Here is a 13,192-nt window from a genome sequence, read left to right as displayed (position 1 = left end):
CGGCATCGGACGGACCGGTCACGACCCAGGCCAGCGCGGACGCGAGGACAAGGACCATGGCACAGACCGCGCGTGACAGACGGCACCGTCCACGCGTACGACTGTGTTCGCTCGCGACCGGACGGCCAAACCTCAGGACCCGGGGCACGCCAGGACGGCACACCGGCGCGCCGTCCGACCCCTGGCCGTCGTCCACACGTCGGTCAGCGCCCACCCGAACAATGGCTGAGCGTCCAGCGGCGAGTCCCGCCATCACGTCCACCGTCCTCAGCATGGCCCTAATACGTACCAAATGCCCCATTCTGGACGTAGGTTCCTGCACGAAGTGATGCCGGTTCAGCGTGTCGGGCTTCTGCATCACTTGGAGTCGCACGCGCCTGCCTCGAACTCGGCATCCAGGACCGCTGGATCCTCCGCCGTCACCCCACCGTCAACCTGACTTCGCGTACTCATGGCAGATCGCCCCGCTGCCTGTAGTACCAGGAATGTCCCAGCCGTCTGCCCTGGTCGAAGTGGTTCGCGGTGAGGCCGGGACAAGGCCGGCAGCCGCCTGCCGCGATCTGCTACCGGCCGGGCGCGGCCTGCCCGACGACAGCCAGCAGGCGGGCGTGGACAGCGCGGGCGGCCTCGCGGGTGACCGGATCCTATCCGCGCCCACCACGACGCTGCCGGGATGCACCTGGACCCCGACGCTCCGGCCGCCCTGGAGAAGGCCGCCAACGAGGCGGAGAAGGCGCGGCAAAGGGGGGAGGCCCGGAAGAACAAGACGTGCAGGACACCTCAGACGACCCGGAACGGGAAGAACGGCGACGAATCCGGCGTCGGCGCAAGCTCCGGCTGAAGGCCTCCCTGCTCGGGGCGTTCCAGGGGCGGACAGACCAGCAAGATCCATGCCTCCGGCGACCGGAAGTGCCGCCCGTTGGTGTTCGTCCTGACCGAGGGGCAGGCCGCCGACAGCCCGCAGTTCATCCCCGTGCTCAGAAGATACGGGTGCGGGACCGGTCGGCCGGCCCCGCACCCGACCCAACGCGGTCGCCGTGGATAACTGGGGTCGGGGCGGTGGGCGGTGGGCGCGCAGTCCGAGCGGGGCCGCCCTGGATCGGGGAGCGGCAGTCCGGGCAGGAGCTCCACCCGGCTGTGCCGGGCGGCAGGTCGGCCGGGGTGAGCGGGTGCCGGTGCGGGCCGGGTGTGGCGCGCGTCATCGGGGCCTCCGGGAAGAGGGAGGCCCGGCCCGCCGACTGTGGGCGGGCCGGCCCTGGACGGCGGATCGGTCAGGCCGTGGGCTCAACCCGGTGACGAGGCCGACTCCGTCACCGTCTCCAACGAGAACGGCCTCAACTTCGAGAACGGCGTCATCACCATCCGCGCCGACGAGCGCGTCGCCCTCCAGGTCCCCCGCCTCGAGTCCGTCGTTGTTGGCACCTGGGCGTAGTCGTCAGGCCGGGTCCGGGGCTGCTGCACTCCGCGGCACGAAGCCACGATCGGTCGGTCGTGGTTCCATGCCGAAACATACATATCGCCGAGGCCCGCCTGGGCACCAAGGTGGCCATCACGACCACGATCGGTGGGTCGCGGTTCCCTGCCGATAAGTTCATAAGCCCCCCGCCGTTCCGGGGTTGCTGCACTCCGCGGCACGAAGCCACGATCGGTCGGTCGTGGTTCCATGCCGAAACGTTCATAAGCGTGAGGGGTTGTTGACCCGCAGCGGATCAACAACCCCTCGCAGTTCCTGCAGCGTTCAGTCTACGAGCCGAAGCGCTCGCGTCTGCCCGTAAGCTGTCGGCGTCAGTCGGAAGAACTTGACCTGGGCTCGCCCGCCGGACTGCTCCAGCCATCCCGCATCAACGAGCTGCTGCCGGATGCGAGAGAACATGGTCGGCGCCCATCCCAGAATGCCCGCCAGGTCCTTTGCGGACTGCTCGATCACCCCGTTCCGGCCGACGAGCTCCGGATCGTTGTAGAGCACGACCATCAGGCGCTGATTCGCGGTCAGGTTGTGGGTTCGCCTCAGCAGCTCCCCGAACGACATGCTCCTGCTCCCATGCAGCGCAACCGTCTGAGTGCTCATCGGTCCTCCCACCACTCTCGAATTCTCGGGGCCAACCCAGGAATGTCTGGGGGGTTGAAGCGCTTCACCGCTTCACGCTGATCGTAGCCCGGACCGTGGAACGCGATGTAGGGCGTAATCCGGTACAACTTCGAGTTCCCGAACGTACCCACCGCGACCAAGATCCGGTGTTTGAGGAGCTTGCGGCTGATCCGGCCGATGGCATCCGCCGTCATGCCGACTTCCTTGCCGATGTCCGCCCCCGTCATCACCACGGGCTCCATGCCCTCTGGCGACGTTCCGATCCACCAGAGGACCATGAACTTCTCGCCCGGGGTGAACTTGTTGCTGCGGCAGATGGCGCGGACGCGTTCCTTGTCGACGTTCGCGTGTCCGGAGTAGAACGCGAACGGAGCAAAGGGGAGAAGTTCCCCGTTCTCGTCTGCTGGCGCGCGTCGACGCCGTGCGGCGGCAGCCACGTGGTCCCCTCCTTCCTCGGGCATAGGTCTTGGACCCTGCCACGGTCGGCCGCAGCGGATCAGATGGCCTAAAAGTACATGACCGAAACGTCACTGAGCCAACTTCAGGGGGCGCTCACGAGCTCGTGTCGCGCCTCCCTCCAAGGGCATCCGCCGATGCACTTTTCGGCACTGAACCACGATCGTACGATCGTGGTGTCCAGACCTCTTGATCTGGCCACCACGATGTTGTGGTCACTTCACCACGGTCCTATGGACAGCCTTGGCAGCCCCTCGATCTGGGTAGCAGATCTGGCGATCGTGGTTTCGAAAGGTATTTCCGCAGGTCAGCGCCCTAATGCGCTCTTTTGCCTCTTCTGCAACTGAACGACGCCAGCGACGTGAGCACCTCTCAGCGTGCTTGGCCATCCGGCTGCAGGCCGCTGCGTGCTCACCGCACCAGGAGCCCGGGGGCAACCCGCCGTTGCATACCGCTGCTCGGCCGCGAACGGCCTCCCAGCTCCCGGGTCACCTGAGCGATGTGCTGGTCAGCTTCCCCCTCGGGCGGCGCGCATTCAGTGGCTCGTCTCCACAGCAACCACTGAGCAGCCACTCGGGACCGTTTTGGGTAGGCGGGAGCCCAGCCAGTTGATTCACCACTGACTGGAGCAACCACTTGGGCCAGGGGCAAGGGAGCACCGCCCGGAAGCCGGATGACATCGCCGCCAAGGCGGTGTCATCCGGCTGAGGACGGAGCGGACTGCGGCAGCGTAAGGGGTCTGGGGACCCGAGGTCCCCAGCGGGGGTCCGGGGGCTGGCCCCCGGGAGGGGGACTTGCGCTCCCTCAGTGACCACCGCTCAAGACGCGCGGACTGGCAGGTGCTCGAGAGGAGGAGACGGGAGGCACCGCCGGGAGCGAGCAGCACGCTGGCACAGCCAACTCCCAGCAGGAAGTGAGAGATGGGCCTTTCCACAGCGGGCGGCGCCCGCATCACGAAGGCAGGGTTCCCGGCCTCCCCGGTCCAGGACCGGCTGATGCCCGTTACCGAGCGGATCACGCGACCCGCCGATACGCCCCCCCACGTCAGGAGTGGTTCGCCGCCCGGCTCCAGCCCGCCAGCGCCGACCGCATCGGCGCCGGCGCTGACCCGGACTCCCTGGCGATCCGCATGCTCCCCAAGCTCGGCCTGACCGCCAAGCACCAGGGCACCAAGATCGGCCGCGCCGAGATCAAGGGCGCCGTCACCGATCCTCATGCCTTCACCGGCGCCTCGCCAGCGGCGTCGGCCGCTCCCGCTCCTACAGCGCGGGACTGCTGCTGGTACGGCTGACGGCGGATGCGTAGGAGGGCGGCTGCCGGGCTGCGCGGTCGGCTCGCGGCCCGCTGCCGTGGTGCTCCCCACCTGAGCGGGGATCAACCCGGGATGGGGTTGGGCAAGGTCTACGGGGGCGGATTCCGCGGCAGCGGGGGTAGCCGGGCGCCGACGGGCTGACCAGAGCGAACGGTAACGACAGGTCCCGCAGTGCACAGCGGGACCTGTCGCGTCAGGGGATGAAGTGCGCGGCGAGCAAGCCGCGACCGGCATCTGCCGCGGCATGCCATACCGGGGTTACGCCGTCGAGTAGGGCGTCGATGTCCTCTTGATCGCCCCCCGCCATGGGGCGCGCAGGCGCGCAACGGCCCCGTCCGCGTCGCGGTCCCGCTGTGCGAGCAGGGCCGGCTTGCCCCGGTTGGGGAGGCCCGGCCGGCGTGTGGCAAGGGATGGCGTCAGTGGCCGGACATCTCGGAGTCGCGGCAGGCTCTTGGTGAGTCCGGCCCCGTCACCGAACGCGTGGGCGGGGCCGGCTCGCCGCCGGGTGGGTCGACAACCGCTAGAGCAGCCAGCCGAGGAAGGCCACGATGTTACCGAGCAGAGTGAGGAGCATGAGTCTCGTTCCTTTCAATTCCGTCGGAGCATGGTTACCGGCCGTATGAGTTCAGCGCCGGGTGCGGCTACGGTCTGCAGCCCTTCGCACGCACTCCGTAGCTACCCAAGCCAAACGTGAGGTCACCCGAAAGATGGATGATTCACCCTATTGGGCCAACCTGATGTGACCCGCCTCGCCATGGGCGCTGCTCGGTTCGGCCCGCCCGATCCGTTGCCCAGGGGACAGCAACGTGGGCGGGGAGGAAGGAGGGCGCAGCGATCGTGGGGTCCCGCGTGGGCAGCGGATCGGCGGCAGGTTGATGTGAGGGCGTGCGCGGTGGGCCTGGCATGTGAACCGTGGTCGCTGCCGGACCGAAATCGGGAACGGTGCAGCCGGGACAGTGCTCGATCCGAAGCAACGGCCGGACGCCGCCCGCATCCGGTGGCGTGCCGACCCGGAACAGTGCGGCGCCCCTCCTGGCAGAGAAGGGGAGTGCCAGCGCGCGTCAATCACTCGCCGTCGGGCTGCCGGTGAGGGTGGGGACGCCGGCGATTTCCGGATCGGTCGCGGCTGCTTCCTGCCGATCATCGCCATACGCGCGGCGATGATCCTGACAGAGAATCTTCGGGTTCCCGCACGGACGGGCGGAGAATGCAGGCGCCGTGTTGTTCATGTGCTACCGAGCCCGGTGCGAGGGTTTCTGCCGACGGTCCTCCTGGGACTCCTGTCGGGCGACGAGCAGCTGACGCACCATCTGCTGCAAGGACACCACAGCCGTCACCGGCGGAAGGCCCGCGACGACGGCCTCGGGCATCGTGCAGGGTGTGTTGATGATGCACAGGAGGCTGGCGATGCCCGCGAATACCAGGATGACCGTCCAGGAGTTCGCCATCCTGCGCCCTCCCAGCGCGGCACGCAGAACGGAGAGGGAGGCGACCATCCACGGTCCGTAGACGACGACCGGCCAGTACTGGGACAGACCCCGCGGCAGCTGCGAAAGGGCCACGTCCCGCAGCGGATGGTAGGAGATCATCCAACCGAGGATGCAGACCGCAGTGACGATCGTCAGCGTCAGGAATCCGATGACGGATCCGAGGATGTCGGGCCGACGGCGTGTCGGGCGGGCGCGACGCTCCCGGCGGGCGGCGATCAACTGGGGGTGGAACCCCATGGCCGGCAGGCCGGCCTCCTCCTCGACCGCTTCCGCGTTCGAAGAATGCGGAAGCATCCCCGGATCGGCCCAACCGTTGACAACCGGATCGGCCCAGCCGTTGACGACCGGATCGGCCCAGCCGTTGACGACCGGATAGGACAGGTCGGCGGACAGCTGCCCGGCGGACGGCCAGAGGGACCGGTTGTGTAAGACCCCGTCGTCGGGGCTGAATCCAGGCGTGTAGTAGGGGCTGAAATCGATGTCCGTCGACTCGTACAAAGCAGTCCTCCTGTTTGCGTCATCGTGGATCGCGGCCGGCGCTCTCAATAAGCCCGTTTATTCCTCTGATCGTTGCAGCCGCGTCGAGAACTCGAACTCGAGTCGGCGCAGGATGCGAAAGAGTTCGGCCAGCTGGCGCGAGCAATGCGTCAGCACCACGCGTTCGCCGTTCTTCACGAGGTAACCGATTTCCAGGTCGCCCGCGGGATTCGTCCGGTCCGGAACGAATAGCCAGTTGTCACCGGCACTGCAGATCCGGTCCCGATCCAGCGGCAAAGGAGGAGGCGGCTTGACTGCTGTTGGACTCATGCCCCGACAACGATGGGCTAATCGCCGGGAAATGTACGGCATCCGGGTGTCCTGAAATATGCTCAGGCTGCCGGCGCTCGGAGCTTTTACCCAGGCCGCCGAGCTCCTTGCCGAGCGTGCGGCGTTCTTGCGGCTGGCCTCGGATGGGGACGGTCGAAGCGAGCGTGACCCCGTCCGCTCGCTCGGCTTCCCCTCTTTCACGGCGGGACGGCCTCGAATGGTGCCGGATGCTTTGCAATTCTCCCCAGCGGGGCGCGCCTTCGATTCGGTCATCCGATTAACAGACGCTCGGATTGCGTGCGTGAAATGGCCGGTTGCACGTTTCCCGTATCGGGTGACTGGTGACAGGACCGCTGGATGCCGCATCATGGCCGTCGGCGTCCTGCCGTCGCCGTCACGCGGAACGCTCCGGGCGGACGATCGAACCCCACTACCAGGCGTTCGAGCTGTCCGTTCTTGCCGACTCGAACGAACCACTGCCTGTGGCCGGGCCCAGTGGGCCCCCGCGATGAGTCGTATACGAGAGGTATTCACACTCTGTGATGGGAGGAGTACTCTTGGTCGAGAATTGGTTCAGTCGTGGATCAGCCGTCCGGACTCCGGTGAGTCCGGACGGCTGTGGGGGTGCAGTCGGTGCGACATCGCTGTTCCAGATCACCCCTCGGGCGCCTGGACTCGAAACCGCGTCAGGCAGAAGCGACCACTCGTGATCGCTTCTCCTCGTTCGTTCGACCCTCTTCAATCACCGTGCCCCCCTGCGGGGAGGTTTTGACGTGACCTAGCAGCATGGAGACGGCTTGGTCCGCACCACCGGACCTTCACCGTCTGTGCACCAATCACATGCCTCGGTGTCTGAACGCCCTGTATCCGTCGTCGCCGACCACATGCCTGAGTCGACGACGGAATTTCACCGCTGCCTCGGCCCGTCCGCACACTCGGGATCAGGCGAGAACCTGTGTCCTGACGGGCTGTTGCCTTCTCACACGTCCGTAAGTAGGCACTGCCATTTTGCATCACCGAATCAGAATCTGCCAGCCGCTCCCCGCCCATGTCGTGATCCGCCGTTCCGTCCTTCCCTGGGGAGGACGCGGGCATCTGAATGAGCGAAACCTCAAAGGACCTCCCCAAACGGGCTCTCGAGCGCGAGTGACCACCGCTCGAATGGAGCCGGCCGGGGAAAGGGTCGCCTCGGCGCCTTCGGGACGGCTGGCGTATCGCCCGTCGACCGATCCGGGCGTCGACGGGCGGCCGGGCGGGCCGGGCAGCGAAGCGGGCGGGCGTCGGGCTTTCGGCGGTGCTCCGTGAGCCCGCCGTACTCGGGCGCTGCGTGCACGGAGCGGGCCCAGGGCCCCGGGCCTGCCCGGGGGCAGGCCCGGGGCCCTGGGCGGGCCGGCCTGCCCGCCACCCGGTTCCCGGCGGTGTGGCTCAGTGACAGGGACTTGACCGGCGACCTGATCCGGGTCGTGACGCTGGTGCAGGACTACGGCTGGAAGTCGGGATTCTGCTTCGCTGCCGACGAGACCATCGGGCGGCAGCTCGGGCTGTCACGGGGCGGTGTCAACCGTCTGATCGCCAGAGCGAAGGCCAAGGACCTGGTTCGAGCGACTCGGAATCCTGCCACCGGAACCATGAACCGACGCGTCCGTCCGCCTGCCGACGACGAGCTGACCGTCTGCGTCGGCTCGTACGCCCGGGCGTCTCTGGCCGGTACCCGGTTCAAGGTCTATGCCCTGCTCACCCTGCGGCAGCACTTCCCCGAACCGACTCCAGTCGCGCGGATCGCGCGCGAGTGCGGGATGAAGGAGGCAACGGCCCGTGAAGCGGTGGCCGAACTCCTGGCCCAGGGGTGGGTGAGCCGACGAGCCGGCGAGAGGAGGGCGTACAGATACGTCGTCCATCCCGTGCCCTTGCGCGTACCGAACGGGCAGCCGGAGTCCCTCCCGAGCGGGCCCGTCCCCGCGCCGCGGTCCGAGGGCGGGCCCGCGGGCGACGGTGTTGGGGTCCTCGACACCGGACCGGATTCCCGTCACGGCGACTCGCTCGACCCGTGCCGGGAGGCCGCCGGTTCGGTGACAGCCGATCCCCCCGTTTCGGTGACACTGGCCACCCCCGATTCGGTGGCAGAAACACGATCCTCCCAACATGACCTGCTGAACACGCCTGCGGTCGTGGGCGGTTGTCCGTCCCGCGAACCGGCAACCGTGCGCACCCGCGCGCGAGGCCACGCGGCGGGAACCGACGGGGACGCAGCAGGCCCGGCAGGGCGCGACAGACGGCAGACCGACCGGAAGACGATCCGGTCGGTGACCGACGAGCAGAAGCGATGGGGCCGGCAAGCCGCGTCCTCGGCCCTGAGCCGCCTGCCGAGGCAACTGGCGGACCGGCTGACCGAGCGACAGCTCGACCTCCTCGTTCAGCACATCGTCGCAACATTCGCCGACTACGGCACATCCCCCGATGTCCACGGTGCGGTGGTCCTCGAAGCCCTTGAGTCGGCGTGGGAGTTCGCGCGCCGCAGGGAGCCGGTCGGCGCCGTGCCGTGGTCCTCGGTGGTCTCCCCGCTGCCCTGGCTGATCAAGGTCGTCGACCGGGCGAGCGAGACGGTCACCGGGAGCAGGCCGGTCCGGAGCCCCGAGTGCGCGCTCTGCCGCGGGCCCCTGGTCGCCCGCGACGCCGACGATCCGGAAACCTGCCGTTCCTGCGGTCCCGCCGCCGCCGCTGCCGCCTGTCGCCGGCTTCGGGAACGGTGGGAGCCGTCCGGCCACGCGCCGCACGTGCCACCCTCGACAGACCCGCTCACGATGCCGGTCGCGCCCGGTGCGAGCGGACCCGCCGACCGGTCGGCGGCAGGGGGTGACGAGTCGGAAGGAACAATCCTTCGCCGGCGGCTTGCTGCTCGTCGGCTCGAGCGGGAGCGGACCTGTGCCCGGGGTGGCGAGGCTCAGGCGACGGCCCGCCCCGCCGACGCCGCTCGGCACCGGCGGGGCGCCACCGGGGCCTCCGGTCAGGAGGCCGCCGGTCGGGGAAGCGCCGGCCAGGTGCCCGGACACGGGACCGGGTCCCGTGACGCGCCCCCGGAAGCCGTAGCGGCGTCCGATCCCGCTCCGCGGCGGGACGGCCGACCCGTTGCGGGGAAGACCGGCACGGCCGCGCAGCGCGGCCTGGGCCTGCGAGACGCCACCGCGGAACCTCCCGCCGGGTCCACCTCTCCGATGGTCCGCTGGTTGCCCGCCGGCGCCAGAGGCCGACGCGGGTGCGGGGACATCCCGACGGGATCCTCACCCCGGGTCCGGCTCCTGCCATTCCGATCGAGCCTGCGGTCAGTGTGCCGTGATCGCCGCCGTCGGGTCCCGGCCGGTTCCCGCACGCGGTATTCCGCGATCAACGGGCAGTCGCCTCCGGATATGGTGTCCAATTTTCCGAGCGGACGGACCGAGATATGAAAATTTCCTGCGGAAGGGCTTCCGGTCCGGTCGCACAAGCGGTTTGTACTTCCGGCGCGCTCGACCGTACGGGTGAATCGACCGGTCGGGGGATTGCGGCTATTTCGGCCCGATGAGTAACTGGGTGCATCCGAACCGGGTGGGTCACCCATCCTCTCCGGGGGTAAGCAGCTGCGGTGTCTGCCAGCGCTTCCGGCTTGCGCCTAATCGCTGAAGTGGCGCGTTGCCGTACCCCGGTCGAGGAAATTGGATCCGCGGGCCGGTGCGACTCTCGTCGCACCGGCCCACGTCGGCTCGCAGGGTCGTCTCCGCAAGAGCCGGCAGAAGCACTCCTTCCGGGCGCGCACGGGCCTTTGGGATCACACCGTCGATCAGAGGCCCTACGGCGAGATCGTTCTCGGGGATGCGCCTGCGGCGCAGCTCCTCGCGGTGACGGTGCTGCTGGAGGCCGCCCCTCGTCGACGGTGCCTCCGACGTCGGTGCGACGTCGGACTGACCGGCGCACGGCCGGCGCGGGCTTCGCCTCGTGACGTCGCCCGTGCGTCGGCGCGCCGGTCCTCCGGCCCAGGTCGGCCGGTCCGGCAGCGCATCCCCACCAGGACGTTTTCCCCGGCCGCGACGCGCACAGGCGGAACGGCTGATTTCGGCCAGGTCGGTGCGGAATTCCGTGAGCGAGTCGGCCGGCCGCCCTTGTGCGCCCGGAGGGAAGTTTGTCCCAAAAGGCTCCACTGATTGCCGGGACCAATGGACCGCCGCCATTCGCCGTCAAATCCGGACTCGAGTGGACGAAGCAAGCCGTTTCATTTCGCCGGATCATCGACGGTGTGAACTATTCCTACCTTCACACTAGGCGCTGTATTGCATAAATGCGCCCCCTTTTCTTGCGACGGATAGCTCCCCGCGAATAATCTATTTCTGATTTACTTCCACTCGGCCGGCTGCGCGCCGAAGGGAATGATCCCCGGGCGCGGAGCGTGGACCGGGACGCGAAAGCCACGAGCAGTCGCACCGGCAGCCGCATTCGGCCCGTGAGCCGAGAAGCGGTCCCGCCGTTCACCGAGGAGGAGATTCCACTGACCACCGCAGAGATCGATGGACGGCTGGCAGGAGCTCTCGCCGAAGATGTCCTTCGACACTTGGTCAGAGGCCGTCCGCTGTCCTTCAGGCTGCCGTCCCTGGTCCGCGCGGTACCGATCTCCCGGCGGCTGGCAGGGCTGTGGCTGGACGCCGAGGGCGTTCGGGCCGGCCATACCCGGGACGCCGTCCTGCTGGTGATCTCCGAACTGGTCACCAATGCCCTCGAGTACTCCAACAGCGCGCACATCACCGCCTGGTTGCGCCGGACCGCGGACCAGCTCCTGGTGGAGGTCCGTGACCAGGGAAAGACCTCCGCGGTGCCGCAGCTGCACCGAGCCACGCCGGAGGAGGACCACGGCAGGGGTCTGGCGCTCGTCGCGGACTACTCGCAGGACTGGGGGGTGCGGCTCAGTACGGACGGCAGCTGCTCGGTGTGGGCCGCCGTCCCGCTGTCCGGTCGGAGCGCCGCGGCGTGCTGACCGTTGCGGGACGGTCGCGATCCAGCCGGGCCGGGCGGCGCATCGAGCGTCAGCCCCGGTCTTCCACTGCGCACATCGTGAGGAGAACCCATGTCCAGCTCAGGCATCGAGAGCCGTGAGATCGTCAACAGCGTCATCAACTCGGTGGCCCGGCTCGACCGCGACGGCCTGCGTCGCCTCGATTCCGAAGGGCTCAGCGCGCAGTTCAACGCGCGTCTGGAGCTCGAGGACTACTTCCACGCGCTCTGGGAGCACTTGAAGGAGTGCGGCGAGCGCCCGGCCATCCGCACGGAATACCAGCCGCTCGCCGCTGTCCTCGACCTGCTCGCGAGCTTGAGTGAGAACGTCATGTTCGCGGACGGCGTCACACAGCAGGACCTGTTCCGCCAGCCCCAGCAGTGACAGGCCCCTCCGAAGGCAGGTGCCCGGGGTGTCGGCGGGAGGATGCCGGCGTCCGTGGCCGGTCGACCGGCCGGGGCAAGGGCGCGGGGCGGGCTTCCGGGCTCGGAACGCCGGGGCCCGGGCGGCAGCGCGGTTCAAGGGTGCGAAGCCCCGGGAGACGAGCAGGACGCCGATGCCTCGGCGGGCCGCGCGCCGGGTCTGGCCGGCCAGGGAGTGGGCGCTGGACGCCATCGCGCCGCACGTCGAGCAGATCATCGGCACGGTCGGGGCTCAGGCGATCGCCGACTTCGGCATCGACTGCGCCCAGTTGCACTGGGACATGACCTCGGTCTCCCTGTACGGGGATGGCGAGGCGCAGGTGGAGGGGTATCCGCAAGCCAGGCACGGGCACCCGAAGGACGGGCGTCCCGGATCTCAAGCAGATCCAGGCCGAGCTGCTCGCGTTACTCGGCATCGACGAAACCCGCCCACGCTGGCTGGAGACCTGAAACCCCACCTGCGAAGTCCGGGTTTCACCGGGGACTCCTCACATCCGCACGGTGCCGTGAGGCCGTGCGGCGAGGTGGGGACGGCAGCCACCTCGCCGGTCGCCGGCGGGCCTTCGCGGACCATGCGGGCAACGGCGGTCTCCGAAGGGCGGGCCGAATTCGGCGGCCGCATCGAAGGCCGAGGCCTTGTCGACCGACGCCGGCGCCGGTCGTGCCGCGCCTGTGAAGGGGACGGCTCCACGACGCGGCCCGACCGCCGGGGCCCCCGCACCCGAGCAGGTCGACAACGGGTACCCGTACGCCGCGAGACCTCACACCTCGGAGTACTCGACGATCTCCAGGGCCTCCGTCAACTCGGCCGTCACGGCGTCCTCGCTGTCCAGTGCAGCAGCGGAGTCGCCGACCGAGTTGGACACCGCCGCGCGGACGCTGTCGGTCGCCGCAGCGATGATGTCCGCGCGGACTCGGGCGTGCTGGCAGGAGCAGTCGTGCCGCGCTCCGGCCAGGATGACGAGGGTGTGGAGGTTGTGGGCGCCGGCGCCGGCGGTGTCACCGGCGATGTCGGCGTCGATGGCCGCCGCGTTGCTGTCGAGCGCGGCCGCGAGATCGGCGGCACACGCCGACACCTGGGGCACGGGGGCTTCTGCGGCCTGGGCCGCGGGGGCGATGGCGAGGGCAGCGCCGGTTGCGATGGCGACGGCGACGACGCCGGCGGCGAGACGAGAACGGGTCATCCGAATCCCCTCCGAAAATAAGCGTTTCATACCGACGGGGCGCCGGCATGAACGGAACGTAATGCACCGCCGAGCGCGGATGGCAGGGCGTGTGGACGGGCAGGGTGGTGCGAAGAATTGATATTCCGGCAATCCAAGGTGAATTCAGTAGTCTTCATACAAAAGTTGCGCTACTCCATCCGGGTTACTCGGGAAGGTCGGCGTCCGGGGCCCGGAGGGGCGGGATGGGGAATTCGGTTAGCAATTCCCGACGTTTTACCTGCCGCCGGTCTGTTAAATTACCCGGCTCCGGTCGGCCGCGCGCAGGACGGGGCCGACCGCACGCATCCTCGGGCGCGGGCGGGCCGCCCCCCCCCCCCCCCGGGGACCGGACCCCGGCTCGGGGCGGGCGACCCCGACCGCGAGGTCGACGGAG

At 68.9% G+C, this 13,192-nt stretch carries 11 protein-coding genes and 1 pseudogene; 7 read left to right on the top strand and 5 right to left on the bottom strand.

Annotation, left to right across the window (positions count from 1 at the left end):
• Positions 1–673: 673 nt before the first annotated feature.
• The 3 genes and pseudogenes from ACIBEC_RS38925 (at position 674) to ACIBEC_RS38915 (ending at position 1,432) form a co-directional block, all read left to right on the top strand.
• Positions 674–841, top strand: coding sequence for a hypothetical protein (locus tag ACIBEC_RS38925; protein WP_360510129.1), 168 nt, complete (start codon positions 674–676; stop codon positions 839–841).
• Positions 842–856: 15 nt separating this feature from the next.
• A pseudogene (locus tag ACIBEC_RS38920) lies at positions 857–955 on the top strand (IS5/IS1182 family transposase); the annotation flags it as partial.
• A gap of 285 nt (positions 956–1,240) precedes the next feature.
• Positions 1,241–1,432, top strand: coding sequence for a hypothetical protein (locus tag ACIBEC_RS38915; RefSeq protein ID WP_360510128.1), 192 nt, complete (start codon positions 1,241–1,243; stop codon positions 1,430–1,432).
• A 306-nt stretch (positions 1,433–1,738) separates the two neighbouring features.
• On the opposite strand, the gene ACIBEC_RS38910 is transcribed toward ACIBEC_RS38915, so the two are convergent.
• Positions 1,739–2,068, bottom strand: coding sequence for a replication initiation protein, RepL2 (locus ACIBEC_RS38910; RefSeq protein ID WP_360510127.1), 330 nt, complete (start codon positions 2,066–2,068; stop codon positions 1,739–1,741).
• Positions 2,065–2,526: a MarR family transcriptional regulator gene (locus tag ACIBEC_RS38905; protein ID WP_317620883.1), complete on the bottom strand. Its 462-nt coding sequence runs from the start codon at positions 2,524–2,526 to the stop codon at positions 2,065–2,067. Before ACIBEC_RS38905 ends, ACIBEC_RS38910 begins: the two co-directional genes overlap by 4 nt.
• A 1,148-nt stretch (positions 2,527–3,674) precedes the next feature.
• Between ACIBEC_RS38905 and ACIBEC_RS38900 the strand changes: the two genes are divergently transcribed.
• Positions 3,675–3,836, top strand: a complete 162-nt coding sequence (locus ACIBEC_RS38900) for a hypothetical protein (protein ID WP_360510126.1) — start codon at positions 3,675–3,677, stop codon at positions 3,834–3,836.
• Positions 3,837–5,089: 1,253 nt separating this feature from the next.
• On the opposite strand, the gene ACIBEC_RS38895 is transcribed toward ACIBEC_RS38900, so the two are convergent.
• Both ACIBEC_RS38895 and ACIBEC_RS38890 read right to left on the bottom strand, forming a co-directional pair.
• Positions 5,090–5,845, bottom strand: a complete 756-nt coding sequence (locus ACIBEC_RS38895; RefSeq protein ID WP_360510125.1) for a DUF2637 domain-containing protein — start codon at positions 5,843–5,845, stop codon at positions 5,090–5,092.
• Between the two features lie 57 nt (positions 5,846–5,902).
• Positions 5,903–6,154 carry a hypothetical protein gene (locus ACIBEC_RS38890; RefSeq protein WP_360510124.1) on the bottom strand — a complete coding sequence of 84 codons (252 nt, stop codon included), beginning with the start codon at positions 6,152–6,154 and terminating at the stop codon, positions 5,903–5,905.
• A 1,439-nt stretch (positions 6,155–7,593) separates the two neighbouring features.
• On the opposite strand from ACIBEC_RS38890, the gene ACIBEC_RS38885 reads away from it, so the two are divergent.
• The 3 genes from ACIBEC_RS38885 (at position 7,594) to ACIBEC_RS38875 (ending at position 11,555) form a co-directional block, all read left to right on the top strand.
• A complete protein-coding gene (locus ACIBEC_RS38885; protein ID WP_396290049.1) occupies positions 7,594–9,597 on the top strand; it encodes a hypothetical protein in 2,004 nt (667 codons plus the stop codon).
• Positions 9,598–10,733: 1,136 nt separating this feature from the next.
• Positions 10,734–11,153 (top strand): ATP-binding protein, encoded by a 420-nt coding sequence (locus ACIBEC_RS38880; protein ID WP_360510157.1) that lies wholly within the window; start codon positions 10,734–10,736, stop codon positions 11,151–11,153.
• A 90-nt stretch (positions 11,154–11,243) separates the two neighbouring features.
• The gene (locus tag ACIBEC_RS38875; RefSeq protein WP_360510158.1) at positions 11,244–11,555 is read left to right on the top strand and encodes a hypothetical protein; all 312 of its coding nucleotides are present in this window, start codon (positions 11,244–11,246) and stop codon (positions 11,553–11,555) included.
• Between the two features lie 799 nt (positions 11,556–12,354).
• On the opposite strand, the gene ACIBEC_RS38870 is transcribed toward ACIBEC_RS38875, so the two are convergent.
• The gene (locus tag ACIBEC_RS38870) at positions 12,355–12,777 is read right to left on the bottom strand and encodes a hypothetical protein (protein WP_360510160.1); all 423 of its coding nucleotides are present in this window, start codon (positions 12,775–12,777) and stop codon (positions 12,355–12,357) included.
• Positions 12,778–13,192 lie beyond the last annotated feature (415 nt).

This window comes from Kitasatospora sp. NPDC051164, assembly GCF_044455625.1.
In the GTDB taxonomy this organism is placed as follows: domain Bacteria; phylum Actinomycetota; class Actinomycetes; order Streptomycetales; family Streptomycetaceae; genus Kitasatospora.
The sequence above is the reverse complement of the archived record's forward strand: the minus strand, read 5'-3'. Positions and strand labels throughout refer to the sequence as shown.